Here is a 24,359-nt window from a genome sequence, read left to right on the forward strand (position 1 = left end):
CGCGCGCTTGCCACTCTGACAGTCCTACTGTCACAATCAGGGCGTGACCGACACCACACCGCCGTCCGGCCCGCTGTCCGGCCCGCTGTCCGGCCTCAGGGTCGTGGAGATCGCGGGGATCGGCCCCGGCCCCTTCGCCGCGATGCTCCTCGCCGACCTTGGCGCGGACGTCGTCCGTGTGGACCGGGTGTCGCCGGGAGGCCTCCAGTCGCTGCCGCAGGAGCGTGACGTCCTCGCCCGCGGTCGCCGTACGGTCGCGATCGACCTCAAGCAGCCCGACGGTGTCGCCGTCCTGCTCGAGCTGGTCGAGCGAGCCGACGTGCTGGTCGAGGGCTTCCGGCCCGGCGTCGCCGAGCGGCTCGGCTTCGGCCCCGACGTCTGCCTCGAGCGCAACCCTCGGCTGGTCTACGGACGCATGACGGGGTGGGGCCAGGACGGCCCGCTCGCCTCGAGCGCCGGGCACGACGTCAACTACGTCGCCGTCTCCGGGGCGCTCGACCCGATCGGCCGCGCGGGCGGGCCCCCGCAGATCCCGATGAACCTGCTCGGCGACTTCGCGGGTGGCTCGCTCTACCTCGTCGTCGGCCTCCTCGCCGCTCTCCTCGAGGCACGCACCTCCGGCCGCGGCCAGGTCGTCGACGCCGCGATCGTCGACGGCACGGCGCACCTGCTCACGATGATCACCAACCTCCAGCAGGTCGGCGCCTGGAACGATGCCCGCGGCACCAACCTCCTCGACAGCGGTGCGCCGTTCTACGACGTGTACGAGACCTCCGACGGACGCTGGATGTCCGTGGGCGCGCTGGAGCCGCAGTTCTATGCGGAGATGGTGCGGCTGCTCGGCCTCGACGTGCCGGCCGACGTGGCGCTGCCCGACTCACCGCTGCCCGACCGCAACGACCCTCGCGTCTGGCCGGAGCTGCGCGCCCGCCTGGCGGCCCGCTTCGCCGAGCGCACGCAGGCCGAGTGGGCGGAGGTCTTCGAGGGCACGGACGCGTGCGTGGCGCCCGTGGTCCCGATTCGCGACGCACCCCAGCACCCGCACCTCGCCGCGCGCGGCACGTACGTCGAGCACGACGGCGTCGTCCAGGCGGCGCCCGCACCGCGGTTCTCGCGGACTCCGGCCACCCTGGGGCGTCCCCCCGCCCGGCCCGGGGCGCACACCCGCGAAGCCCTCGCCGCGTGGGGCGTCGGCGACGTCGACGCCCTCGTCGCGTCCGGCGCCGTCGTCCAGAACGATCCGTCCTAACCACGACACCACGAAGGGCCCGCCGATGCAGCGCACCATCTTCACCGAGGACCACGACGCGTTCCGCGACGCCTTCCGGACCTTCGTCGACAAGGAGATCAAGCCGTACCACGCACAGTGGGAGATCGACGGCATCGTCTCCCGCGACATGTGGCGGGCTGCCGGTCGGCAGGGCTTCCTCGGCTTCATGATGCCGGAGGAGCACGGCGGTGGCGGGGTCTCGGACTTCCGCTACAACGCGATCATCGACGAAGAGCTGGCGCGGGCGCACGCCAGCGGTGTCGGCTTCCCGCTGCACGTCGACCTCGTGTCGGGATACCTGCTGTCGTACGCGAACGAGGAGCAGAAGGCGCGCTGGCTGCCCGCGTTCTGCAGCGGCGAGTCGATCGCGGCGATCGCCATGACCGAGCCCGGCACCGGCTCGGACCTCCAGGCGATCGCGACCACGGCGATCGACCAGGGCGACCACTACCTCGTCAACGGCCAGAAGACCTTCATCTCCAACGGCATCCTCGCCGACCTCGTGATCGTCGCGGTCAAGACCGACCCGAGCGCGGGGGCGCGGGGCGTCTCGCTGATCGTGCTGGAGCGCGGCATGGAGGGCTTCGAGCGCGGTCGCAACCTCGACAAGCTCGGCCTCAAGGCGCAGGACACCGCCGAGCTCTTCTTCACCGACGTCAGGGTCCCCAAGGAGGACCTCCTCGGCGAGGAGGGCAACGGCTTCGTCTACCTGATGGAGAAGCTCCCTCAGGAGCGGCTCGCGATCTCGGTGGCCGCCGCCGCCGCGTGCCGCGCCGTCATCGACCTCACGTTGGAGTACGTCAAGGAGCGCAAGGCGTTCGGACGTCCGATCGGCTCCTTCCAGAACACCCGCTTCACCCTCGCCGAGCTCGAGACCGAGGCGCAGATCGCTCAGGTCTTCGTCGACCGCTCGATCATGGAGCTCAACGCCGGCACGCTCACCATCTCCGACGCGGCGATGGGCAAGTGGTGGACGACCGAGGTCCAGAAGAAGACGGTCGACCAGTGCCTCCAGCTCTTCGGCGGGTACGGCTTCATGAGCGAGTACCCGATCTCCAAGGCGTACGCGGACACGCGCATCCAGACCATCTACGGGGGCACGACCGAGATCATGAAGGAGATCATCGGCCGCACGATGGGTCTCTGAGGGTCGCCTGCCGGCCGCGCGTCCGACAGGATGGCGGCATGACTGAGTCTCCACAACGGACCGGGACGATCGTCGTCGGCAGCGACGGCTCGGCGGGAGCGCGACGCGCGCTCCACTGGGCGATGACGGAGGCCGACCTGCGGGGCGCGGCGGTGCAGGTCGTGATCACCGTGGATCCCGACCGATCGTCGGTCCGGACCATCGCCGAGGGCGAGCGCCTCGCGGCCGAGACGGCCGAGGTGGCCGCGCTCCACGACGGCGACGCCGAGGTGTCGGTCGGCGTCCACGAAGGGCTGCCGGTCGACATCCTCCTGTCGGTCGCTGCTGGGGCGCAGATGCTCGTGATCGGCAGCCACGGCACGTCCACGATCAGGCACAACGCCCTGGGCTCGGTCAGCGACGTCCTCGCCCGGACCGCCCCGTGCCCCGTCGTGATCCTGCCGATGGGGGTGGACTGACCAGAGCCGTCGAGCGGTCTATCGTGCGGACATGACCCCGACAGGACCGGACCGGATGTCGGTCGAGCAGCTCGCCGAGCGGGTCGGGATGAGCGTCCGTACGATCCGCTTCTACGCCGGCCGAGGGCTCATCCCGCCGCCGGTCCGCGAGGGGCGCAACGGGTTCTACGGTGCCGACCACCTGGTGCGGCTCGAGCTCGTGCGCGAGCTCCAGGCGCACGGCTTCACGCTCTCGGCCATCGAGGGATACCTCGAGCGCCTCTCGCCCACGGCCACGCCGGGCGACGTCGCGCTTCAACGCACGATGCTGGCGCCCTGGCTCTCCGACCTGCCCGAGACGGCCGACCGGTCGACGCTGGAGGCGCGCGCGGGCAGGCCGCTGTCCGACGACGACATCGAGCTGCTCGTCGCGCTGCGGGTGGTCGAGCCGACGCCCGACGAGGACGTCTTCCGAGTCGCGCCCGCCCACCTGTCGATCGGCATCGAGCTCATGGACCTCGGTCTCCCGCTCGACGGCGCCGTCGAGGCCGAGCGCATCTTCGAGACGCATGCCCGGGCGATCGCGGAGGAGCTGACCGAGGTCTTCCGCGACAAGGTGCTGCCGCACTACCGAGCGAGCGGCGAGTCGTCGGAGGCGATCGCGGCGATGGTCGAGCGCTTCAAGCCGCTCACGGTGCAAGCGCTCGTGACGGCCTACGAGAGCGCCGTCAACGAGACCAAGCGCGAGATAGTACGCCGCCGGTCGTAGGGTTCCGGAAGGATCACAGCTCGTCCTCCCCGAGGGGGCCCATGTCTTCGCAGACGACCGGTGCGGCGCCGGTCACCGCCGTACCCGCCTGGTTCTCCGAGGCGGTCGCAACGCCGTACCACCGCCACGACGTCGACGTGGCCGGCGCACGGATCGCCTACCGCACGTGGGGCGAGCCGGGGATGCCTGTGGTCGTGCTCGTGCACGGAGGCGCGGCGCACGCCGGCTGGTGGGACCACGTCGCCCCGTTCCTCGCGGCGTCGCACCGGGTCGCCGCGATCGATCTCTCCGGGCATGGCGACTCGCAGTGGCGACGGCAGTACGACCTCGCCACCTTCGCCGAGGAGGTGATGGCGGTCGCCGCGGCCGAGACGCCGTCCGGTGGTGCACAGGACGGCGTCTTGCCGGTCGTGATCGGGCACAGCATGGGCGGGTTCGTGAGCCTGACCGCGGCCCGTGACCACGGGTCACGGCTCGCTGGCGCCTGCGCGATCGACTCCCCGGTGCGCCAGATGTCGCCGGAGACCCGCGCGTGGAAGGAGTCCGGGCGGCACCTGCCCGGCAACAAGGTCTATCCCAGCTGGGACGAGATCGTGCGCCGTTTCCGTACGCTGCCGCCCGACGACGCGACCCTCCCGTACGTCCGTGAGCACGTGGCGGCGGGCTCGGTGCGCGAGGTGGAGGGCGGCTGGACCTGGAAGTTCGACCCGCACGTGTTCCTCAGCGCCCAGATGGAGCCCGCCGAGGTGGCCGAGACCGACTGCCCCACGGCCCTGGTCCGAGGGGAGCGGGGCATGGCGACCACCGACATCACGACAACGGTCGCCGAGCGGCTGGGCGGGCACGTTCCCGTCACCGTCGTCCCGGACGCGGGGCACCACATCATGCTCGACCAGCCGGTGGCCCTCGTGGCCGCGCTCCAGGTGCTCCTCGGGGAGTGGTCTCGCCACTGACCACCGCGGCAACACCATGACAGCGGTGGTGTCATAGTGGCCTTTAGGTATCATTGACACACTCGTTACTCGCAAGTAACTTTGTCGGGTCGTCAACGAATCGAAGGACCGCCATGACTGAGGCATTCATCTACGACGCGATCCGCACCCCCCGCGGGCGCGGCAAGAAGACCGGATCCCTGCACGAGGTGAAGCCCATCAGCCTCGTGACCGGGCTCCTCGAGGAGGTCCAGAAGCGCAACCCGACTCTGGATCCCGGCCAGGTCGAGGACCTCGTCCTCGGCTGCGTCACCCCTGTCGGCGACCAGGGCGCCGACATCGCCAAGACCGCCGCGCTCGCCGCGGGACTCCCCGACAGCGTCGCGGGCGTGCAGCTCAACCGCTTCTGCGCCTCGGGCCTCGAGGCGGTCAACCAGGCCGCGCAGCGCGTCCGGTCCGGCTGGGAGGACCTGATCCTCGCCGGCGGCGTCGAGTCGATGAGCCGCGTCCCGATGGCCGCCGACGGTGGCGCCTGGGCGATGGACCCGGCCACCGCGTTCGCGACCGACTTCGTGCCCCAGGGCATCGGCGCCGACCTGATCGCGACGATCGAGGGCTTCAGCCGCACCGACGTCGACACCTACGCCGCGGAGTCGCAGGCGCGTGCCGCCAAGGCGATCGCCAACGGCTACTTCGCCAAGTCGGTCGTCCCGGTGCAGGACGTCAACGGCCTCACGATCCTCGACCACGACGAGTTCGTGCGTCCGGGCACCACGGTCGAGTCGCTGTCCTCGCTCGCACCGTCGTTCGAGGCGATCGGCAACTTCGGCGGGTTCGACGCCGTCGCCCTCGAGAAGTACCACTCGGTCGAGAAGATCGACCACGTCCACCACGCCGGCAACAGCTCCGGCATCGTGGACGGTGCCGCGATCGTCGTGATCGGCAACGAGGAGGCGGGCCGGCGCAACGACCTCACCCCGCGCGCCCGGATCCTCGCGACCGCGGTCTCCGGCTCGGAGCCCACGATCATGCTCACCGGCCCTGCGCCGGCGACCCGCAAGGCTCTCGCGAAGGCGGGCCTCGAGGCGAGCGACATCGACCTGTACGAGATGAACGAGGCGTTCGCCGCGGTGGTGCTGCGCTTCATGCGGGACATGTCCGTCCCGCACGACATCGTCAACGTCAACGGTGGAGCGATCGCGATGGGCCACCCGCTCGGCGCGACCGGTGCGATGATCCTCGGCACCCTCGTCGACGAGCTCGAGCGACGCGACCAGCGCTACGGCGTCGCGACGCTGTGCGTCGGCGGCGGCATGGGCATCGCCACCGTCGTCGAGCGTCTCTGATCCCTCGCCCACCGACTCACCCTTTCTTGACGAGCAGAGTTCACGGAGCACACACGAATGACTGAGAACGCTACGACCACGGCGGCCGAGGCCGTCCGTTACGAACGCGGCGAGGACGGCATCGTCACCCTGGTCCTCGACGACCCGACCCAGAGCGCCAACACGATGAACGAGGCCTACCAGGCCTCGATGAAGGCGGCGGTCGACCGTCTCGTCGCTGAGAAGGACGACGTCACCGGCGTCGTCGTCACCAGCGGCAAGAGCACGTTCTTCGCCGGTGGCGACCTCAAGCTGATGACGCAGATGACCCCCGCGGACGCGCCTGTCGTGTTCGAGAGCGTCGAGGCGATGAAGGCCACGCTGCGCACGCTCGAGACGCTCGGCAAGCCGGTCGTCGCCGCGATCAACGGCGCGGCGCTCGGTGGCGGCCTGGAGATCGCTCTCGCGACCCACCGCCGCATCGCCGTCGAGGGCCGCTACGAGATCGGTCTGCCCGAGGTCACCCTGGGCCTGCTGCCCGCCGGCGGCGGCGTCACCCGCACCGTCCGAATGTTCGGCCTGCAGAAGGCCCTCATGGAGGTCCTCCTCCAGGGACCGCGCATGAAGCCCCAGCGCGCCCTCGAAACCGGTCTGATCGACCAGGTCGTCGCCACGCAGGACGACCTGGTCCCCGCCGCCAAGGCGTGGATCCTCGCCAACAAGGACGACGCCGAGGCCTTCACCCAGCCCTGGGACAAGAAGAGCTACCGGATGCCCGGTGGCACCCCCTCGTCGCCCAAGCTGGCGCAGTTCCTCCCGGCGTTCCCGTCCAACCTGCGCAAGCAGACCAAGGGCGCTCCGTTCAAGGCTCCGCGCAACATCATGTCGGCGGCCGTCGAGGGTGCGCAGGTCGACTTCGACACCGCCTCGCGCATCGAGTCGCGCTACTTCGTGGACCTGGTCACCGGCCAGCAGTTCAAGAACATGACGCAGGCGTTCTTCTTCGACCTCAACGCGATCAACGCCGGCGGCTCGCGTCCGGCGGGCATCGAGAAGACGAAGGCCACCAAGCTCGCCATCCTCGGTGCCGGCATGATGGGCGCCGGCGTCGCGTACGTCTCGGCCCGTGCGGGCATCGACGTCGTGCTCAAGGACATCTCGATCGAGGCGGCCGAGAAGGGCAAGGCCTACAGCACCAAGCTCCTCGACAAGCAGGTCGAGAAGGGGCGCCTGACGGCCGAGAAGCGCGACGAGATCCTCGGACGCATCCACCCGACGGCCGACTACGCTGAGCTCGAGGGATGCGACTTCGTCATCGAGGCCGTCTTCGAGTCGGTCGAGCTCAAGAAGCAGGTCTTCGGTGACCTCGAGCCGGTCGTGAAGCCCGACGCCCTGCTGGGGTCCAACACGTCGACGCTGCCGATCACGATCCTCGCCGACGGCGTCAAGCGTCCCGAGGACTTCATCGGGATCCACTTCTTCTCGCCGGTCGACAAGATGCCGCTGGTCGAGATCATCGTGGGCGAGAAGACCTCCGACGAGGCGATCGCCCGCGCGCTCGACTACGTCAAGCAGATCAAGAAGACGCCGATCGTCGTCAACGACAGCCGCGGCTTCTTCACCAGCCGCGTCTTCGGCACCCTCACGATGGAGGGCGCCGAGATGCTCGCCGAGGGCCTGGACCCGGTCTCGATCGAGCGCGCCGCGACGACGAAGGGCTTCCCGGCTCCGCCGCTGGCGATGATCGACGAGGTCACGCTGACCCTGCCGCAGAAGATCAACGGCGAGGCCAAGGCCGCCGCCGAGGGCGAGGGCAAGGCCTTCCCCGACAGCCCGGCGATGGACGTCATCAACACGCTCGTCGACCTCGACCGCAAGGGCAAGGCGGCCGGCGCGGGCTTCTACGAGTACCCCGCCGACGCCAAGAAGCACCTCTGGTCGGGACTCTCGCAGTTCCGCAAGGAGGGCGCGGAGATCCCGTGGGCCGACATGCAGGAGCGCTACACCTTCATCATGGCCATCGAGACGGTCCGCTGTCTCGAGGAGGGTGTGCTCCGCACCGTCGCCGACGCCAACATCGGCTCGATCTTCGGCATCGGCTTCCCGCCGGTCTACGGTGGTGCGCTGCAGTACATCAACGGCTACGAGGCTGCTGACGGCCGCATCGGCGTGCAGGCGTTCACCGAGCGGGCCCAGGAGCTCGCCGCGGCGTACGGCGAGCGCTTCACCCCGCCCGCACTGCTGCTCGAGAAGGCCGCGAAGGACGAGAAGTTCGTCTGAGCAGTCCGATCAGCCTGATCGCGTGATCAGCTGATCGCCACAGGGCCCCGGGACCGCACGGTCTCGGGGCCCTCGTGCGTCCGCGCCGGCTTCGTGCGCCAGGTGAGCAGGAGCGCGAGCGCCAGCATCAGCTCGACCAGGTCACCGCCGAAGTACATCAGGTTCCCCGCGGCCTGCATCTCCGCCACGGGCTCGCGGACCTGCACCAGCAGGCCGGCGTACAGCAGCTGCGAGACCACGGCGTGGACGAGGATGGCGACCCCGAGCACCACGAGGCGCACGGGCACCGTGGCCCGGCCAGGCGCAGGGTCGGGACCGGCGATCACCCAGGCGAAGAGCAGGCCCGCCAGCAGCATGTGGAGATGGACGAGGCCGTGGACGGCGCCGTTGCGGGTGCTCAGGTCGTACAGCGGGGTGAAGTAGAGCAGCACGAGCCCACCGCTGCTGAGGACGAGCGCGACGACGGGTCGGGTCAGCACCCCGACGGGTCGAGACCGCAGGATCCGGCCCACGCGGACGGCTCCGGCGTGCGGGAGGGTACGCAGCAGCAGCGTGACGGGTGCGGCGAGCACCAGCAGGAGCGGGGCGAGCATGGCGATCAGGATGTGTTGCGCGGCGTGCCCCGCGAAGTCGTCGTCGGCATAGCGGTCGAACGCGGGGGAGAGGGCCAGCAGGAGCACCACCGACCCCGCGACGAAGGCCACGGTGCGGACGGTCGACCACCCGCGACGCCCGCGTTCGATCACAGCCGCGGCGACGTAGGCGAGGGCGAGGAGCGTGACGACGACCAGCGGGCCGGTCGTCAGGGCGACCTCGAGGAGCCGGCTGCCGACCCCCTCGTCGTGCGACGGCCCGTGCGCGAGCACGCCGGGGCCGGCCGCCGCAGTCAGCCGGCTCATGCCCGGTCGGCCACAGCCCGGTCGTCGGTGAACGTGGCGCCGCGCTGCAGCAGCCACCCGACGAGGACGAGCACCGCACCGAGGGCCAGGAACGCGAGGTCCCAGGCGAGCTCGTTCGGACCGCTCCGTACGTGGTGGATCCCGAGCAGGTGGTGGTCGACGATGCCCTCGACGAGGTTGAAGACGCCCCACCCGACGAGCACCCAGCCCCACAGCGCGCGCGAGGCCCACACCCGTCCGCGCGAGTGCTGGACGCGCGAGTAGAGGAGGGCCAGCCCGGTGAGGACCAGCACCCAGGTGACGGCGTGGAAGATGCCGTCCCACAGCGTGTTGATCTCGAGGCCGTGCACCGTGTTGGCCGGGTAGTAGGGCACACCGATGTTGTCGGTGTTGGTCGACGTCAGCAGGTGGTGCCACTGCAGGATCTGGTGCAGGAGGATTCCGTCGACGAACCCGCCGAGCCCGGCTCCCAGCACGATCCCGGGCAGGGCGAGCGACGGTGGACGGTCCGCGAGGGTCGCGTGCCCGTCGCGCGGGCTGGTGGACGTGGCCATCGGAAAGGCGCCTCCTTCGGTCGGAGACCGTTCGGTACCCGAGCGCCGCGCGCACCATGCGTGACGCCGGTTACTGCCGTTCCGACGCCGTCCCGCCGCCGCACTCCGGCTTGCGGGGCGGTCGTGACCGTGCCTTTGATCGGTCATGGCCGAGTCGTTCGCCTCACAGATCTTCCGACGGATGCCGGTGGGTCAGCGGCCGCACGCCGAGGAGGGCCTCAAGCGCACGATCGGGCTCGTCCAGCTGATCGGCTTCGGGGTGGGGGCAACCGTCGGGACGGGCATCTTCTTCGTCCTCACCACCGCCGTCCCCGATGCCGGCCCGGCCGTGGTCGTGTCCTTCGTGATCGCCGCGGTCACCGCCGGGCTCACGGCGCTCTGCTACGCCGAGCTGGCCGGGAGCGTGCCGGTGTCGGGGTCGTCCTACTCGTACGCCTACGCCACCCTCGGCGAGGTCGTCGCGATGGTCGTGGCCGCCTGTCTCCTGCTTGAGTACGGGGTGTCGGCGTCAGCCGTGGCCGTCGGCTGGTCGGAGTACCTCAACCAGCTCCTCGACAACCTCTTCGGGGCCACCATCCCGCACGACCTGTCGTACGCCCCCGAGGCGGGTGGCATTGTGAACCTGCCGGCGATGGTCCTGGTCGGCCTTTGCGCGATGCTGCTGATCCGCGGCGCCAGCGAGTCGGCCATCGTCAACACCGTCATGGTGGCGATCAAGGTCGGTGTGCTGATCCTCTTCGTGGCGATCGCCGCCACGGGCTGGAGCACCGACAACCTGAGTGACTTCGCGCCGTTCGGCGTCGCGGGGATCCAGGCGGCGTCGGCGACGATCTTCTTCTCCTACATCGGGCTCGACGCCGTCTCGACCGCCGGGGACGAGGTCAAGGACCCGGCGCACACCATGCCGAGGGCCATCATCTGGTCGCTCCTCATCGTCTCGATCCTCTACGTCGCGGTGGCTCTGACCGCGGTCGCGGCGCAACCCTGGCAGGACTTCGAGGGACAGCAGGCCGGGCTCGCGCAGATCCTCGAGAACGTCACCGGGTCCACCTGGCCGAGCACGGTCCTCGCCGCAGGGGCCGTGATCTCGATCTTCAGCATCACCCTCGTCGTGATGTACGGCCAGACGCGCATCCTCTTCACCATGGGCCGCGACCGGATGCTGCCACCGATCTTCGCCCGGGTCAGCCCGCGGACCCTGACCCCCGTCCCGAACACGATCATCGTCGCGACCGTGGTCGCGATCATCGCCGGATTCATCCCGCTGGACTGGCTCTTGGACACGGTCAGCATCGGGACGCTGGTGGCGTTCATGGTGGTCGCGGCAGGTGTCATCATCCTGCGGCGACGCGCCCCCGACCTGGAGCGGACGTTCAAGGTGCCGTTCTACCCGGTGCTGCCGCTGCTCTCCATCGCCGCCTGCCTCTATGTGATCACGGGCCTGGACCTTGTCACGTGGCTGGTGTTCCTGGGATGGGTCTCGGTGGTCCTGATCTTCTACTTCGCCTACGGCTTCAAGCGCTCGACGCTGCGGAGCGCCGACGGGGACGAGGAGGCACGGTCATGACGGTGGTCGCGGCGGTCGGCCCGGACGGACGTGGCTCGAACGCCGTGCACCTCGCGGGCCGTCTCGCCGCGTCGACCGGGGAGGATCTGGTCCTCTGCTGCGTCGTGGCCGACGCGTGGGGACGGGGCACCGCAGCCTCCGGCGCTGACGCGGACTGGCGGCGGCACCTGGAGGCGATGGCCTCCGAGGCGGTGAGCAGTGCTCGCGAGGGCCTCCCTCCGGCGGTGGTCTCGGACGTCGTCGTCCGCGCCGCCCGGTCCGTCCCGCGCGCCCTGGTCGAGGAGGCGGAGCGCGTCGAGGCGTCGATGCTCGTGGTGGGCTCCTCGGGCGACGCGAGGATCGGTCATCTGGCGCTCGGCAGCGTGGCGAGCTGGCTGCTGCACCGCGCGCCGATGCCGGTGATGGTGGCGCCACGGGCCTTCTGGTCGGAGTGGAGCGACCGGGTCGAGCGGGTCGTGCTCGCCGTCGACTCCGACGAGGGCGTGGACTCGGCCGTCGGTGGCACGGTCGCCCTGGCGAAGCGGGCCGGCGTGGGGATCGCCCTGGTCACGTTCGGGGTACGGCGGGTGCCGGCGTTGCCGGACGGGGGAGGCCGTCGCGCCGACGACGACGTCTTCCGGGCGTGGCAGGAACGGGTCACCGCCGTCCAGGACCGTGCCGCGGCCCTGCTCGAGAGGGAGGGCGCCGAGGTCACCGACCTTCTGGTCGCGGTCGGCGACTCCTGGCGCAGCGCGGTCGACCGCGTCCGCTGGCTCGAGGGCGACCTGTTGGTGATGACGTCGAGCCGCGAAGGACCGCTGCGCCGGATCTTCCTCGGATCCAATGCGCCGCGGATCATGACGCGCGTCCCCGTCCCGGTGGTGACCCTGCCGCGCCGGTGACGCCGGCGGTGCCGGCGGCGCCGGGCTGCCCCGTCACCTCGGCGGCGCGGCCTCCGCAGCCTCGGCCGCGTCGAGCCAGGCGGCGACGGAGGCGTTGTGCTGTCCGAGCCGCGGCGGAGGCAGGTGGTGCTCGCGGCCGCCGGCGTACGCGTTGTCGTCGAGCCGCAAGGAGGGCCCGGGCAGCTGCACCGTGCCGAGACTCTCGTGCTCGACGTCGATCACGAGACCCTGCGAGAGCGTCTGGTCCCAGGTGTAGACGTCGTCGAGCGTCCTCACCTTGCCCGCCGGGACGCCGGCCTCGGCCAGCCGCGCCAGCCACGTCTCCGCACCCCCGTCGGCGAATCTCTCCTCCACCACCGCGGTGAGGTCGTCTCGACGCCGGACACGGTCCGGGTTTGTCGCGTACGGTGCGGCGGCAGGGTCGAGTCCGATCAACGGTGCGAACCGCGCCCACAGCCCTTCGCTGCCCACCGCGATCTGCACGGGGGCGTCGGCCGTACGGAACAGCCCGTACGGGGAGATCGAGGGGTGGTGGTTGCCCATGCCTCGCGGCACCTCGCCCGCGACGGTCCACCGGGTGCCCTGGAACGCGTGCACGCCGACGATGCTCGCGAGCAGGCTCGTGCGGACCACCCGTCCCCGCCCCGTGGTGTGGCGCTCGTGCAGCGCGGCCACCACCCCGTACACGGCGTTCATGCCGGCCAGCAGGTCGCCGATCGGCACGCCCACCTTCGTGGGCTCCTCGGGCGAGGGGCCGGTGAGGCTCATCAGGCCGGCCTCGCCCTGCGCGATCTGGTCGTAGCCCGCGCGGCCGCCCTCGGGACCGTCGTGGCCGAAGCCCGTGATCGAGCAGACGACCAGGCGCGGGTTGAGCTCGTGGAGGTGCTCCTCGGAGAACCCGAGGCGCGCGAGCACGCCGGGGCGGAAGTTCTCGAGGAGCACGTCGGACTGCCGGACCAACCGGGTTAGCAGCTCCTTGCCCTCGCTGCTCTTGAGGTCGGCCGTGACCGACTCCTTGTTGCGGTTGCACGAGAGGAAGTAGGTCGACTCCTCGTCTCCGGGCTCACCCACGAACGGCGGACCCCATCCGCGCGTGTCGTCACCGCCCGGCGACTCGACCTTGATCACACGGGCGCCCAGGTCGCCGAGCATCATCGCGGCGTGCGGGCCGGCCAGGGCGCGGGTGAGGTCGAGGACGACGATGTCTGACAGCATGCGGTGCTCCTTGGCTGAGGGACAGCGGATCACGGGCGGTGGGCGACGGTGAGCTCCCAGGTCTGGGTGAACCAGACACCATCCTCGCGCTCCTCGGGGTGCAGACCCGTGGGCGTCCCTCCGGAGAGCTCCTCGGCGAAGGCCGTACGCACGCGGTCGGCACGATCGGACGGGGTGCGGGCCTGCTCCAGCCAGGGCTCGAGCAGCCGGACGTACGCGCGCCGGGCGGTACGGTCGACGACGGCGCCAAGGTCCCGCAGGAGGGCGGCGACCTCGCCGAGGACCGGCGTACGCAGGTGCGAGTCGTCGCGCCACCTCTCGATCGCGTCCTGGTGGGCCGCGACCGCCGGGTCTCGCGGTGCGGCGAGGTCGTGGACGACGAGTCGTCCGCCCGGCCGCACGGCGTCGACCATCGCGCGCAGCATGCCGACGGGATCGGGGACGTGGTGCAGCGAGAACCGGGTGACCGCCACGTCGACGCTGCCCGGCGCGACGACCGGCGTGGTGGCATCGGCGAGGACGAACGCGACGTTGCTCAGCCGCTCGCCCGCGGCGGCGCGACGCCCACGATCCACCATCGCGGCCGTGGTGTCGACGCAGGTGACCTCGGCGACGTGCGGGGACAGCGCTCGCCCGACCAGGCCCGTGCCCGCAGCCAGGTCGAGACAGCGGTCGGTGCGGCGAGGAGCGACGGCCTCGATGATCCAGTCGAGCGCGGAGGTGAACGCCGCGTTGAGTGCCGGCTCCTCGAACGTCTCGGCCTGGACGGTGAACGACTCCCGCAGGCGGGCGGCGTGGTCGCCGCCCGCCGGTCGGGTTTCGTGCTGGTCACTCACGCGCTCGGGAGGACGAGGACGGCCCACGTCACGATGGGGGCGACCACGACGATCGACATGCCCCACTGCATCAGCCGCTTGAAGACGAGCTCGCGGTCGGCCTCATCGGAGTTCGCCACGATCAGCGCGCCGTTGGTGGAGAACGGGCTGCAGTCGACCACCGAGCTGGAGATCGCGAGGGCGGCGATCAGGCCGATCGCGCTGACCTGGTCGGTGAGCAGGAACGGCACGGCCAGCGGGATGAGGGCACCGATGATGCCTGTGGTCGACGCGAAGGCCGACACGACCGCACCGATGAAGCAGATCAGCAGCGCCGCGACCAGCGGGGCACCGACCTCGGCGACGCGGTCGCCGAGCCAGGACACGACGCCGTGGTTCTGGAGCAGGTTGACATAGGTGACGATGCCGCCGACCAGGAGAATCGTGCCCCAGCTGATCTTCTCGACGGCTCCGCGGGCCGACGGGGGGAAGAGCAGCGTCAGGGCGACGGCCACGGTCAGGGCGGTGAAGCCGACGTCGAGGTCGAAGGCGAGAGCTCCGATGATCAGCGCGACCAGGCCGAGGAGAGTCGTGGAGCGCTCGAGGTTGAGGCGGGTGTCGTCGTCGATCGCGTCGGGGCCGTCCTCGTGGCCGAGGCCGCGCTCGACGACCGAGCCGGGCGTCCCGGTGACCGGGACGCGCGTCGCCGACGAGCTCGCCGCGCCGGCGGTCGCGCCGATCTCCGCGAGCGCACGCTCGTCCTTGCCGCGCCGGATGAGCTCGCGGCCGCCGAACGCGACGTAGGTGATGGCCGCGACGACGAACGCTGCGAACAGCGCGGCGAGGAAGAGGAACGTCGGGCTGCCGTCGAGGTCGTTGGAGTCGACGACCCCGTTGGTGATGCTCCCGAAGATGCCGATCGGCGAGAAGCTGCCGCCCGTGGCGCCCTCGACGACCATCATGCCCATCATCACGGGATGGATCCGGTAGCGGTGCGCGAAGCCCATCGCGACGGGCGCCACGATCGCGACCGCGGCGGGGCTGACCGCGCCGATCCCGGTGACGACCGCGCAGACGAAGAACATGGCCCACGGCACGAGCGCGACGCGTCCCCGCACCGCCCGGACGGCGCCGTGGACGATCCAGTCGACCGTCCCGTTGTTCTTCGCGAGCGCGAAGAGATAGGTCACGCCGACGAGGATCACGAAGAGGTCCCCGGGGAACCCGCTGATGATCGCGTCGGTGTCGTCGCCGAACACGCTCAGGCCGACGATGAAGGCGGCGACGAGGGCGAGCGCGCCCATGTTGATGCTGCGGACGGTCGCGATCAGGAAGACCAGCGCGAGGGCGGCCAACGCGATGATTTCGGTGGACACGGGGGACCCTCCCAGGTGAGGTGATCAGTGTGGTCCAGACCACAGTTACAGTGGCCTAGCCTCTGGTCCACGTCCGCAAAAGTCAAGTACCCTCGGTGCCATGAGCAAGGCCGAGGGTCGACGCAGCGGGCCCGGACCCGTCGCCCGTCCGCGGCTGTACGAGCACCTCGCGCAGCACATCTCTGACTTCATCGAGGCGCAGGGTCTGGTCGCGGGAGACCGGCTTCCTCCCGAGCGTCAGCTCGCCCGCGACCTCGGGGTCAGCCGCGCGACGCTGGCGCAGGCGCTCGCGGCGCTGGAGACGCAGGGGCGGGTCGAGGTGCGGCACGGAGTCGGCGCGCTCGTCCGGGAGTCGCCGACCGGTGCCGAGGACCTGTCCGGCCGCATCGCCACGCGTCCACGCCCCGACGTGGCCGCGGCTCGGGAGGCGGTGATGGCCGGCATCGCCCGCGCTGCGGCGCAGCACCGCCAGAAGGCCATGCGGATCGCGATGCTGGGCGACGACGGGACGGTGCCGGCGTTCGGGGAGGTCTGGCGGTGCGTCCGCAAGCTCGCCGGCGACACGCTGCTCGGTGACCTCGACGACCTCCTCGCCGTGCAGACCGCCGAGCCCGAGGAGTCGCCACAGCTGCGGGAGCGGCTCGAGGACCTCGCGGCCGCCGTCGTACGCGGCGACGCAGAGTCGGCCGGGCATGCGTGCTTCGGGCTTCTGGGTGCCTCGGCCGTGACATCCGGGACCGACACGTCGGGCGAGACCCTCACCACCTGATCCCGCGGGTCAGGACGAGCCGCGCACGACCAGGCTGGTCGGAAGCACCACGCTGCGAGGGCTCGCCCCCTCCGGGTCGGCGAGGCGGGCGAGCAGCATCTCGGCCGCCTCTCGCCCGAGCAGCTCGACCGGCTGGTTCACCGTCGTGAGCGGAGGGTCGCTCACCGCAGCCATCGGTGAGTCGTCGAACCCGACCACGGCGACCGAGTCCGGGATGGACCGACCCGCCTCACGCAGCGCGCGGAGCGCGCCGAGCGCCATGGGGTCCGACGCCACGAAAACCGCGTCGAGATCGGGTCGGTGTTCGAGCAGCTGACGCATCGCCCGCCAGCCGCCGAGCTCGGTGAAGTCGCCGGTCGCGACGAGGTCGGTGTCGAAGGGGACACCGGCGGCGTCGAGCGCCTCGCGGTAGCCAAGGAGCCGGTCGCGTCCAGCCTGCATGTCCGGGGGACCCGCGATCGTGGCAACCGTCGTACGCCGTCGGGCGAGGAGATGGGCCACGGCGGCACGGGCACCCCCGACGTTGTCCACGTCGACCCAGCTCTGACCGTCGTCGCTCGGCGGCCGACCGCCGAAGACGAGGCGCAGACCGCGCTCGCGCAGCCGTTGGGGAAGGTCGTCGCCCTCGTGCTGCGACAGCAGGAGGGCGCCGTCGACGTGCTGCGGGCTCAGGTACGCCGCGGGCTCGTCGCGTCGCTCGGCCGCTCCGTGCACCAGCACGAGCACCAGCTGACGGTCGCGCTCGTCCATGACGCTGGAGATGCCCCGCACCACCCCGGCGAAGAACGGCTCGCTGAACAGCCGCTCCTCCGGCTCGGAGATCACCAGCGCGATCGCGCCCGTCCGTCGCGTGACGAGCGAGCGCGCCGCCTGGTTGGGGACGTAGCCGAGATCGGCCACGGCCTTCATGACGGCGTCGCGCGTCTGCGGAGCCACCGACGGCGAACCGTTGATGACCCGCGACGCCGTCCCGCGTCCGACACCGGCGAGCGCTGCGACCTGCTCGAGCGTGGGGCGCTTCGTCGTCCCGTCCGCCCGGCTGCCCGTCATGGGCCCAGTATCCCGTTCGGCAGCTCCGTACCGTTGCGGTGCGTGGCAAGAAGGTCTGCGTACCAGCGTGCGCTCGCCTTCGGCGTCCGCTGCTGGGTCGCGTAGTCGACGTGCACGAGCCCGAACCGCTTGTCGTAGCCGAACGCCCACTCGAAGTTGTCCATCAGCGACCACGCGAAGTAGCCGCGCAGGTCGACACCGTCGGCGATGAGGCGAGCGATCGCACCCAGGTGGTCGCGCAGGTAGGCGAGGCGCGCCTCGTCGTGCACGGCGCCGTCGGCCCCCATCACGTCCTCGTAGGCGGAGCCGTTCTCGGTGACGACGATCGGCACGGCGGGATAGTCGTCGTGCACGCGGCGGATGACGTCGTACAGACCATCCGGGTCCACCTCCCACCCCATCGCGGTCACCGGGAAGCCGCGCGAGAGGAACTCGACCCCCGCTGACCCTGGGTAGGCGCCCGGCGCGACGACGTGACGGGTGTAGTAGTTGATGCCTAGGAAGTCGATCGGCGCCGCGATGATGTCGGTGTCACCGTCACGCACGAACTCGAGCGCGCTGGTCGAGCGGACGTCCTCCACGACGTCGCTGGGGTAGCCGCGCCCGAAGACAGGGTCGAGGAACCAGCGGTTGGAGATCCCGTCGATGCGGCGGACGGCGTCGTCGTAGGCCGCCCGGTCCGGGCCGTCGTAGGTCGGGGGGACACCGGGCGAGGTCGGGTAGAGGTTCAGGGTGATGCCGAACGGCACCGCGGGTGCCGCCGCCCGGACCGACTCCGCCGCCAGGCCGTGCCCGAGGAGCAGGTGGTGCGAGGCGGCCAGCGCGGCCGCGCCGTCGCGGCGACCCGGTGCGTGGACCCCGCTGCCGTAACCGAGGAACGCCGAGCACCACGGCTCGTTCATCGTGATCAGCCCGCTCAGCCGGTCGCCGAGGGCGTCGGCGACGAGGCCGGCGTACTCGGCGAAGCGGTACGCGGTCTCGCGGGCCGGCCAGCCGCCCGCCTGCTCGAGCTCGACCGGCAGGTCCCAGTGGTAGAGGGTCGCCCAGGGCGGGATCCCGTTCTCCAGCAGCGTGTCGACGAGGCGGTCGTAGAACGCGAGGCCGCGGGCGTTCACGGGACCGCGGCCTCCCGGCTGGACGCGCGGCCAGGCGATGGAGAACCGGTACGCCCTCAGGCCGAGGTCGCGCATCATCGCCACGTCGGACGGCATGCGGTGGTAGTGGTCGCAGGCGACCTCACCGGTGTCACCATTGTGCACGCGGCCGGGCTCGGCGGAGAAGACGTCCCAGATGGACGGCGTCCTCCCGTCCTCGGTGACCGCGCCCTCGATCTGATAGGCCGCTGTCGCGGCGCCGAACGTGAAGTCCGGAGGGAACGCCGTGGCGAGCGTGGTGAGCGGCTCTGTGACGAGGTCGGTCATGCCTTGACTCCACCTTCCATGATTCCGCCGACGATGCGGCGGCCGAACAGGACGAAGACGAGCACCAGGGGCACGGTGGCGAGCAGCGTGCCCGCCATCACCAGCGCCTGGTCGGTGTAGTAGCCGCCCGAGAGTCGCGACAGGGCGACCTGGACGGTCGGGTTCTCCGGCGAGAGCGTGAGGTAGGGCCACATGAAGTCGTTCCACCGCTCCATGAAGGTGAGCAGGCCGAGCACGGCGACGGCGGGGCGCAGCGCGGGAAAGATGATCTGGGCGAAGATCCGGAAGGTGGACGCGCCGTCGACGCGGGCTGCCTCGATGAGCTCGTCGGGGATGGCTTGGATGATGTACTGACGCATGAAGAACACGCCGAACCCGGTCACGAGGAAGGGCAGCACCGCCGACCACAGGCTGCCGGCGAGGCCGACCCAGCCCATGAGCATGTAGAGCGGCACCAACCCCAGCTGGACCGGCACCATCATCGTGCCGATCACCGCGAGCAGATACACGTTCTTGCCGCGGAAGCGCAGCTTGGCGAACGCGAACCCGGCCAGGGCCGACAGCGTGACGACGGTGATCGTCGCGACCAGGGAGACAAGCAGCGAGTTCAGCAGCGCCTGGGCGAAGACCACGTCGGGGTTGTCGAACACGCGGGTCACGTTGTCGCGGAGCTCGCCTCCCGGGGTGATCGGAGGGGGGTTGCTCGTGATGTCGCTGTTGGGACGCGAGGCCATCACGACCATGTAGTAGAGCGGGGCCACCGACGCGATCAGCACGAAGGTGAGCGTCAGGTAGGTCAGCGGCGAGGCGCGGTGGAGCCGGGAGCGGCCCCGTCTGCGGTGCGGGGGCTCGTCGGGCTCGTCGACGAGCTCTGGCAGCGCGACGGATGTGGTCAAGGGTGTCGTCATCGGATGCTCCTCAGTCGACCGATCGGATGCGGCGTACGAGCAGGGAGTTCACGAGCGACACCACCACGATCACCACGAACAGGATCCAGGCGATCGTCGCCGCATAGCCGAAGCGCTGGCCGGTGAAGGCCTGCTCGACGACGTACATCGCGCTCGTCTGGAACTGCCGGGTGTCGCCACCGGTGATCGAGTTCGCTCCGGGGTTGAAGAGGAGCGGCTCGGTGAACAGCTGGATCCCGCCGATCGTCGAGACCGTGACGACGAACATCAGCGTGGGACGCAGCATGGGGATGGTGATGGACCAGAACTGCCGGGCCGCGGAAGCACCGTCGAGGCGGGCCGACTCGTACAGGTCCTTGGGGACGGCCTGGAGTGCCGCCAGCAGGATGAGCGCGTTGTAGCCCGTCCACCGCCAGTCGACCATCGTGGCGATCGCGATCCACGACGGGAGGCGCTCCTGGTTCCACGCGATCGGCTCGACGCCGACCAGACCGATCAGCCAGTTCACGACCCCGAAGTCGCGGGCGAACATCATCGTGAAGATGATCCCGACCGCCGCGACCGAGGTCGCGCACGGGATGATCACGCCGATCCGCCAGAAGGTGAGGGCGCGCAGGCTGGAGTTGAGCACCTGGGCGAGGGCGAGCGCGGCGATCAGCTGGGGGATCGTGGCGATCAGGAAGATCGCGAAGGTGTTGAGCAGACTGTTCCAGAAGTAGCCGTCAGCGAGAAGCTCGCTGTAGTTCTCGAGCCCGACCCACCCCTCGTTGCCGCCGAGCAGGCTCCAGTCGTGGAGCGAGACCCAGAGGGTGTAGACGAGGGGGAACGCTCCGAAGATCCCGAAGAGGATGAAGAACGGGGCGATGAAGAAGTACGGCGCGCCGTGGATGTCGATCCGGGCGAGCCGGTCGCGCAGGTGCATGTCGGGCTCCTGGTCCGAGGTGGAGAGCTGGACACGTGGTGCCCGCGCCACGGTAGGGGGCGCGGCGCGGGCACCACGGGCGTGAGGGCTCGCCGGTGCGAGCCGTGCCGGACCTACCCCGCGACCTTCTCGGCGTCCTTGACGGCCGTGCTCCATCCCTCGCTCGGGCTGCGCTTGCCGTTCTCCACCGCACGCATCGAGTTCTCGACGGCGTCACGCACGGGCTGGTTCTTCGCGCCGAGGAAGACCGGCTCGAGGTTGGCCGCGCCGGCCACGAACAGCTGGCCTACCGGTGCGTCGCTGAAGTACGGGTTCGTCGCTTCCTTGAGCGCGGGATCGTCGTACAGCGTCGGGTTGGAGGGGAGGTTGCCGACCGCGTTGAACGCGGCGAGCTGTCCGTCGGCGCTGCTGAGGAACTTCACGAGCTTGATCGCGATGTCCTGGTTCTCGCTGGCCTCCGGGACGGCCAGCCACGAGCCGCCCCAGTTGCCGGCACCGCCGGGGACGGTGGCGATGTCCCACTTGCCGGCGTTCGCGTCACCGGCCTGGTCCTTGATGTAGCCGGTCATCCAGGCGGGACAGGCGATCGTGGCGAAGTCGCCGTTCTTGAAGCCCGCGTTCCACTCCGGCGAGAACGACTTCAACTCGGCCGAGATGCCCATCTCGTCCATCTCGAGCGCCTTGTCCCACGCGGTCTTGATCGCGGGGTTGCTCTCGATGACGAGCTCGCCGTCCTTGTCGAAGTAGGTGTGGTCGGCTCCCTGCATGAGGATGGAGTTGTAGGTGTTGGTGGCGCTGTCGATGAACTTCGACTTCTGGCCCTTCATGCCCGCCTGGAACTTCTGGCCGGTGGCGATGAAGGCGTCCCACGTCGGCCACAGGGCGGCCACCTGCTCGCGGTCGGTCGGCAGGCCGGCCTTCTCGAAGAGGTCACGGCGATAGCACATCGCGAGCCCTCCGACGTCGGTGCCGAGCCCGATCGTGGTGGAGCCGTCGGCGGTGGTGGCGCCCTCGAACTTCCACGGGAGGTACTGGTCCTTGAGGTCGTTGGCCCCGTGGTCCTGGAGGTTGACGAACTTGTCGGCGCTGGCCAGGAAGTTCACCGCCTGGCCCTCCTCGATCGCGACCACGTCTCCCGCGCCCGTCCCCGCGGCGATCCGCTGGGTGAGCTGCGTGTTGTACTTGCCGAGGTCGCCCTCGGCGGTCTCGACGATCTTGACGCCCGGGTTCTCCTTCTCGAACTGCTTGTAGAGGTCGGCATACCCGAACTTGCCGAACAGGTTCACGCGGAGCGTGACGTCCTTCCCGGACTCGTCGTCGCTGTCCCCGCCGCACGCGGCGAGCGACGACATCATGACGAGCGCTGCTGCTGAAGCCAGCAAACGCGAACGGCGTGTGTGTGACACGGTGATCCTCTCCTTCGCCGCCCCCGTCTGATGGGAGCGCTCCCACAGACACTGTGATCGCCGTCACAGAGTGCGTCAAGGATCTTGGGAGCGCTCCCATGACTCGTTACACAACCGTGACACGGGAGTGAACGAGGGGAGAAGAGACGAGTGCGCCCGACCGGCGGCGTTGCTGCCGGTCGGGCGCGGGTGCTGCGGAGTGTCGAGGACGCTGGTCTCAGAGGCCGACCTTCGTGACGGCGTACTCGGCTTCGGCCTGCGTGAACCCTTCGCCGGCCGAGGACGTCAGCTGGTCGATCAGCCCGCTCCGGGAGAAGCCCCCGAGCTCGACGTAGGACTCGGCCGCCTCCACGGCCTCCGCCTTCCAGTCGGCGTCGACCGTCGTGACGGCGTGCTCGGCCTCGGCGCGCGTGAACCCCTCGCCGGCCGACGAGGAGAGCTGGCTGATCAGGCCCTTCTTGGAGAAGTGTCCCGTGTCGAGGTAGGACTCGGCGGCCTCGACCGCCTCCGCCTTCCAGTCGACGTCGACGTGGTTCACCGCGAAGCGTGCGTCCGCCTTCGTGAAGTCGTCGGCGTACGACGAGGACAGCTGGCTGATCAGGCCCTTCTTGGAGAAGTGTCCCGTGTCGAGGTAGGACTCGGCGGCCTCGATCGCCTCCTCCTGGCTCTTGGTGTACGACGGCTTCGGCGCTGCGTTCCCCTCCGATGTGGTCGAAGAGCCGGTCGTCGTGGATCCGGCCTCGCTCTCCTCCCCGCTCGAGACGGCGATCACTCCCACCACCACGAGCGCGAGGGGGATGATGAAACGCTTCTTGCGGTACCAGGGACGCTGAGCCTTCGCGTACGCCTTGGCGGCAGCACGCTGAGCCTTGGCGTCGTCCACTCGCGGACTCTCCTGAGTCGACGACGGGGCAGCGTTCGGCACTTCTGACTCCTCTCGTTGCGGGGCCGACCGAGTTCCTGGCGCGCAGGACTCGCCCAGCCCGGTCTCATGGCTTCTCCTCTGGAGACCACACAGGTGTCGCTCGTCGTCGACGAGCCGCGCGAAGGCGCGTCCCGGGCGGTCGCGGCACCCACATCGCCGACCGCCACTGCTGGGCGGGGGAGGGGTCCCTGGCGGGACGGCCGTCGGGTCTGCCGACCGGGCTGGAGGACTTCACAGCCCGTGGGCAGGGCGAGACGAAGGTCGCGTCCCAATCGTCAATTCTACCGAGCGGAGAGCCGCCTCCAAAGCCTCCGTTCCGGAGGTAAGCGCCCGCTCGGGGACGTCAGCCCAGCTCGCACTTGTTGACCGTGACGCCGAGGTCACCGCCGTCCTTGAACTTGCACACGACAGTGACTTCCTCGCCTGTCGACAACTTCGCGATGTCCTTCTTCGGAACGTCGTAGGCGGTCACGTGAGTCAACTCGAAGTCCCCTCCGCCGTCGAGGAGGAGGGTGTAGTCGCTGTCGTCGAACAGTTCGGTGTCGATCTTGCTCAAGGTGCCGGTGATGCGGAGCGTCTTGCCCTTGTACTTGGCGTCCGCGGCGAACTCATTGTCCTCAAACGCCTTGATCAGCGTGGCCGCATCGACCGAGATGGGCTTGGCAGCTTCCTTCTTCTCGGCCTCCTTCTTCTTGGCAGCTTCCTTCTTCTCGGCTTCCTTCTTCTTGGTTTCCTTTGCTGCCTCTGCCGCTTCCTGGGCCTTCCTCTCGGCGGCGTCCGTATCCTCCTGAGCCTTTTCCTTGGCGCCCTTTTCGGCCTGGTCAGAGGCGGACGGCTTCGCGGTGTCGGTCACGACATCGTCCGTGGCGCCGCCGGATGCCCCACCGGCCGCGCCAAGGGCGATCAGCCCGGCGACTGCGATCGGGATCACGAACCGCTTCTTCTCGTACCAGGGCTTGCTCTGTTGCGAGCTCGGCGGGTTCGGCCCGAGCGGTCGGACGTGCGCGGTCCACGCCTGGCCGTCCCAGTAGCGCTGCTGTCCGGGGACGCGCGGGTCGACGTACCACCCGGCCGGCGGGGTCGGGATGAGCGGTCGGACCTGAGCCGTCCACGCCTGGCCGTCCCAGTAGCGCTGCTGTCCGCGAACGTGCGGGTCCACGTGCCACCCGGCGGGCGGGTTCTGATGAGACATGCGACTCCTCTCGAGGCCGTGCAGGGATGAGGTCGCGACGTTGTTGGGATGACGTCACGGTTTCCCGGTTTCGCCAGACCCAGGACGCCGACTCTGGCTTCTCCTCTGGAGACCACACAGGTGTCGCTCGTCGTCGACGAGCCGCGCGAAGGCGCGTCCCGGGCGGTCGCGGCACCCACATCGCCGACCGCCACTGCTGGGCGGGGGAGGGGTCCCTGGCGGGACGGCCGTCGGGTCTGCCGACCGGGCTGGAGGACTTCACAGCCCGTGGGCAGGGCGAGACGAAGGTCGCGTCCCAA

22 protein-coding genes are annotated in these 24,359 nt (G+C 70.1%); 10 read left to right on the forward strand and 12 right to left on the reverse strand.

Going from position 1 to position 24,359, the window contains the following annotated elements; translation table 11 throughout:
• Window positions 1-43 precede the first annotated feature (43 nt).
• The 7 genes from KV097_RS18315 (at window position 44) to KV097_RS18345 (ending at window position 8,160) form a co-directional block, all read left to right on the forward strand.
• The gene (locus tag KV097_RS18315) at window positions 44-1,249 is read left to right on the forward strand and encodes a CaiB/BaiF CoA-transferase family protein (protein ID WP_308289495.1); all 1,206 of its coding nucleotides are present in this window, start codon (window positions 44-46) and stop codon (window positions 1,247-1,249) included.
• Between the two features lie 25 nt (window positions 1,250-1,274).
• Window positions 1,275-2,417: an acyl-CoA dehydrogenase family protein gene (locus tag KV097_RS18320; protein WP_220366699.1), complete on the forward strand. Its 1,143-nt coding sequence runs from the start codon at window positions 1,275-1,277 to the stop codon at window positions 2,415-2,417.
• Between the two features lie 38 nt (window positions 2,418-2,455).
• Window positions 2,456-2,875, forward strand: a complete 420-nt coding sequence (locus tag KV097_RS18325) for a universal stress protein (RefSeq protein ID WP_220366700.1) — start codon at window positions 2,456-2,458, stop codon at window positions 2,873-2,875.
• A 31-nt stretch (window positions 2,876-2,906) separates the two neighbouring features.
• A complete protein-coding gene (locus KV097_RS18330) occupies window positions 2,907-3,623 on the forward strand; it encodes a MerR family transcriptional regulator (RefSeq protein ID WP_220366701.1) in 717 nt (238 codons plus the stop codon).
• 41 nt (window positions 3,624-3,664) lie between these two features.
• Window positions 3,665-4,576 (forward strand): alpha/beta fold hydrolase, encoded by a 912-nt coding sequence (locus KV097_RS18335; RefSeq protein WP_220342593.1) that lies wholly within the window; start codon window positions 3,665-3,667, stop codon window positions 4,574-4,576.
• 113 nt (window positions 4,577-4,689) lie between these two features.
• On the forward strand, window positions 4,690-5,901 hold the full coding sequence (locus KV097_RS18340) for an acetyl-CoA C-acetyltransferase (protein ID WP_220342592.1): 1,212 nt from the start codon (window positions 4,690-4,692) through the stop codon (window positions 5,899-5,901).
• A 57-nt stretch (window positions 5,902-5,958) separates the two neighbouring features.
• The gene (locus tag KV097_RS18345; RefSeq protein WP_220342591.1) at window positions 5,959-8,160 is read left to right on the forward strand and encodes a 3-hydroxyacyl-CoA dehydrogenase NAD-binding domain-containing protein; all 2,202 of its coding nucleotides are present in this window, start codon (window positions 5,959-5,961) and stop codon (window positions 8,158-8,160) included.
• Window positions 8,161-8,186: 26 nt separating this feature from the next.
• Here KV097_RS18345 and KV097_RS18350 read toward each other — a convergent pair whose 3' ends face one another.
• Together KV097_RS18350 and KV097_RS18355 are read right to left on the reverse strand one after the other, a co-directional pair.
• Window positions 8,187-9,059, reverse strand: a complete 873-nt coding sequence (locus tag KV097_RS18350) for a cytochrome c oxidase assembly protein (protein ID WP_220345570.1) — start codon at window positions 9,057-9,059, stop codon at window positions 8,187-8,189.
• On the reverse strand, window positions 9,056-9,613 hold the full coding sequence (locus tag KV097_RS18355) for a DUF2243 domain-containing protein (RefSeq protein WP_220345569.1): 558 nt from the start codon (window positions 9,611-9,613) through the stop codon (window positions 9,056-9,058). The genes KV097_RS18350 and KV097_RS18355 overlap by 4 nt, the downstream gene beginning before the upstream one ends.
• 145 nt (window positions 9,614-9,758) lie before the next feature.
• On the opposite strand from KV097_RS18355, the gene KV097_RS18360 reads away from it, so the two are divergent.
• Together KV097_RS18360 and KV097_RS18365 are read left to right on the forward strand one after the other, a co-directional pair.
• On the forward strand, window positions 9,759-11,180 hold the full coding sequence (locus KV097_RS18360; RefSeq protein WP_220345568.1) for an APC family permease: 1,422 nt from the start codon (window positions 9,759-9,761) through the stop codon (window positions 11,178-11,180).
• Complete coding sequence (locus KV097_RS18365; RefSeq protein ID WP_220366702.1) at window positions 11,177-12,061, forward strand: universal stress protein; 885 nt, start codon at window positions 11,177-11,179, stop codon at window positions 12,059-12,061. The genes KV097_RS18360 and KV097_RS18365 overlap by 4 nt, the downstream gene beginning before the upstream one ends.
• A gap of 33 nt (window positions 12,062-12,094) precedes the next feature.
• On the opposite strand, the gene KV097_RS18370 is transcribed toward KV097_RS18365, so the two are convergent.
• Genes KV097_RS18370 through KV097_RS18380 form a run of 3 tightly spaced genes read right to left on the reverse strand, consistent with a single transcriptional unit; the run spans window position 12,095 to window position 15,467 of the window.
• On the reverse strand, window positions 12,095-13,276 hold the full coding sequence (locus KV097_RS18370) for a CaiB/BaiF CoA-transferase family protein (RefSeq protein ID WP_220366703.1): 1,182 nt from the start codon (window positions 13,274-13,276) through the stop codon (window positions 12,095-12,097).
• A 29-nt stretch (window positions 13,277-13,305) separates the two neighbouring features.
• Window positions 13,306-14,112: a class I SAM-dependent methyltransferase gene (locus tag KV097_RS18375; protein ID WP_220366704.1), complete on the reverse strand. Its 807-nt coding sequence runs from the start codon at window positions 14,110-14,112 to the stop codon at window positions 13,306-13,308.
• Entirely contained in the window at window positions 14,109-15,467 is a 1,359-nt protein-coding gene (locus KV097_RS18380) for an SLC13 family permease (protein ID WP_220345564.1), read from the reverse strand. The genes KV097_RS18375 and KV097_RS18380 overlap by 4 nt, the downstream gene beginning before the upstream one ends.
• A gap of 100 nt (window positions 15,468-15,567) precedes the next feature.
• Between KV097_RS18380 and KV097_RS18385 the strand changes: the two genes are divergently transcribed.
• A complete protein-coding gene (locus KV097_RS18385) occupies window positions 15,568-16,236 on the forward strand; it encodes a FadR/GntR family transcriptional regulator (protein WP_220366705.1) in 669 nt (222 codons plus the stop codon).
• A gap of 9 nt (window positions 16,237-16,245) precedes the next feature.
• Here the strand turns inward: KV097_RS18385 and KV097_RS18390 are convergent, their stop codons facing one another.
• The 7 genes from KV097_RS18390 to KV097_RS18420 all read right to left on the reverse strand — a co-directional run bounded on the left by KV097_RS18390 (window position 16,246) and on the right by KV097_RS18420 (window position 24,060).
• On the reverse strand, window positions 16,246-17,286 hold the full coding sequence (locus KV097_RS18390) for a LacI family DNA-binding transcriptional regulator (RefSeq protein WP_220342582.1): 1,041 nt from the start codon (window positions 17,284-17,286) through the stop codon (window positions 16,246-16,248).
• The gene (locus tag KV097_RS18395; protein WP_220366706.1) at window positions 17,283-18,707 is read right to left on the reverse strand and encodes a GH1 family beta-glucosidase; all 1,425 of its coding nucleotides are present in this window, start codon (window positions 18,705-18,707) and stop codon (window positions 17,283-17,285) included. Before KV097_RS18395 ends, KV097_RS18390 begins: the two co-directional genes overlap by 4 nt.
• On the reverse strand, window positions 18,704-19,615 hold the full coding sequence (locus KV097_RS18400; RefSeq protein ID WP_220342580.1) for a carbohydrate ABC transporter permease: 912 nt from the start codon (window positions 19,613-19,615) through the stop codon (window positions 18,704-18,706). The genes KV097_RS18395 and KV097_RS18400 overlap by 4 nt, the downstream gene beginning before the upstream one ends.
• Window positions 19,616-19,625: 10 nt before the next feature.
• Window positions 19,626-20,537, reverse strand: a complete 912-nt coding sequence (locus KV097_RS18405; protein ID WP_220342579.1) for a carbohydrate ABC transporter permease — start codon at window positions 20,535-20,537, stop codon at window positions 19,626-19,628.
• Window positions 20,538-20,650: 113 nt separating this feature from the next.
• A complete protein-coding gene (locus KV097_RS18410; protein WP_255559829.1) occupies window positions 20,651-21,892 on the reverse strand; it encodes an ABC transporter substrate-binding protein in 1,242 nt (413 codons plus the stop codon).
• A gap of 268 nt (window positions 21,893-22,160) precedes the next feature.
• A complete protein-coding gene (locus KV097_RS18415) occupies window positions 22,161-22,826 on the reverse strand; it encodes an Ltp family lipoprotein (protein WP_220366708.1) in 666 nt (221 codons plus the stop codon).
• A gap of 385 nt (window positions 22,827-23,211) precedes the next feature.
• The gene (locus KV097_RS18420) at window positions 23,212-24,060 is read right to left on the reverse strand and encodes a DUF2510 domain-containing protein (protein WP_220366709.1); all 849 of its coding nucleotides are present in this window, start codon (window positions 24,058-24,060) and stop codon (window positions 23,212-23,214) included.
• Window positions 24,061-24,359: the final 299 nt, after the last annotated feature.

The sequence above is a fragment of the Mumia sp. zg.B17 genome (assembly GCF_019550915.1).
GTDB lineage: Bacteria > Actinomycetota > Actinomycetes > Propionibacteriales > Nocardioidaceae > Mumia.

Bases quoted from the DNA above. Each gene is read 5' to 3' on its own strand.
- KV097_RS18320 (WP_220366699.1), top strand. From the start codon at position 1,275: ATGCAGCGCACCATCTTCACCGAGGACCACGACGCGTTCCGCGACGCC.
- KV097_RS18325 (WP_220366700.1), top strand. From the start codon at position 2,456: ATGACTGAGTCTCCACAACGGACCGGGACGATCGTCGTCGGCAGCGAC.
- KV097_RS18330 (WP_220366701.1), top strand. From the start codon at position 2,907: ATGACCCCGACAGGACCGGACCGGATGTCGGTCGAGCAGCTCGCCGAG.
- KV097_RS18335 (WP_220342593.1), top strand. From the start codon at position 3,665: ATGTCTTCGCAGACGACCGGTGCGGCGCCGGTCACCGCCGTACCCGCC.
- KV097_RS18340 (WP_220342592.1), top strand. From the start codon at position 4,690: ATGACTGAGGCATTCATCTACGACGCGATCCGCACCCCCCGCGGGCGC.
- KV097_RS18345 (WP_220342591.1), top strand. From the start codon at position 5,959: ATGACTGAGAACGCTACGACCACGGCGGCCGAGGCCGTCCGTTACGAA.
- KV097_RS18350 (WP_220345570.1), bottom strand. From the start codon at position 9,059: ATGAGCCGGCTGACTGCGGCGGCCGGCCCCGGCGTGCTCGCGCACGGG.
- KV097_RS18355 (WP_220345569.1), bottom strand. From the start codon at position 9,613: ATGGCCACGTCCACCAGCCCGCGCGACGGGCACGCGACCCTCGCGGAC.
- KV097_RS18360 (WP_220345568.1), top strand. From the start codon at position 9,759: ATGGCCGAGTCGTTCGCCTCACAGATCTTCCGACGGATGCCGGTGGGT.
- KV097_RS18365 (WP_220366702.1), top strand. From the start codon at position 11,177: ATGACGGTGGTCGCGGCGGTCGGCCCGGACGGACGTGGCTCGAACGCC.
- KV097_RS18370 (WP_220366703.1), bottom strand. From the start codon at position 13,276: ATGCTGTCAGACATCGTCGTCCTCGACCTCACCCGCGCCCTGGCCGGC.
- KV097_RS18385 (WP_220366705.1), top strand. From the start codon at position 15,568: ATGAGCAAGGCCGAGGGTCGACGCAGCGGGCCCGGACCCGTCGCCCGT.
- KV097_RS18390 (WP_220342582.1), bottom strand. From the start codon at position 17,286: ATGACGGGCAGCCGGGCGGACGGGACGACGAAGCGCCCCACGCTCGAG.
- KV097_RS18395 (WP_220366706.1), bottom strand. From the start codon at position 18,707: ATGACCGACCTCGTCACAGAGCCGCTCACCACGCTCGCCACGGCGTTC.
- KV097_RS18400 (WP_220342580.1), bottom strand. From the start codon at position 19,615: ATGACGACACCCTTGACCACATCCGTCGCGCTGCCAGAGCTCGTCGAC.
- KV097_RS18405 (WP_220342579.1), bottom strand. From the start codon at position 20,537: ATGCACCTGCGCGACCGGCTCGCCCGGATCGACATCCACGGCGCGCCG.
- KV097_RS18410 (WP_255559829.1), bottom strand. From the start codon at position 21,892: ATGATGTCGTCGCTCGCCGCGTGCGGCGGGGACAGCGACGACGAGTCC.
- KV097_RS18420 (WP_220366709.1), bottom strand. From the start codon at position 24,060: ATGTCTCATCAGAACCCGCCCGCCGGGTGGCACGTGGACCCGCACGTT.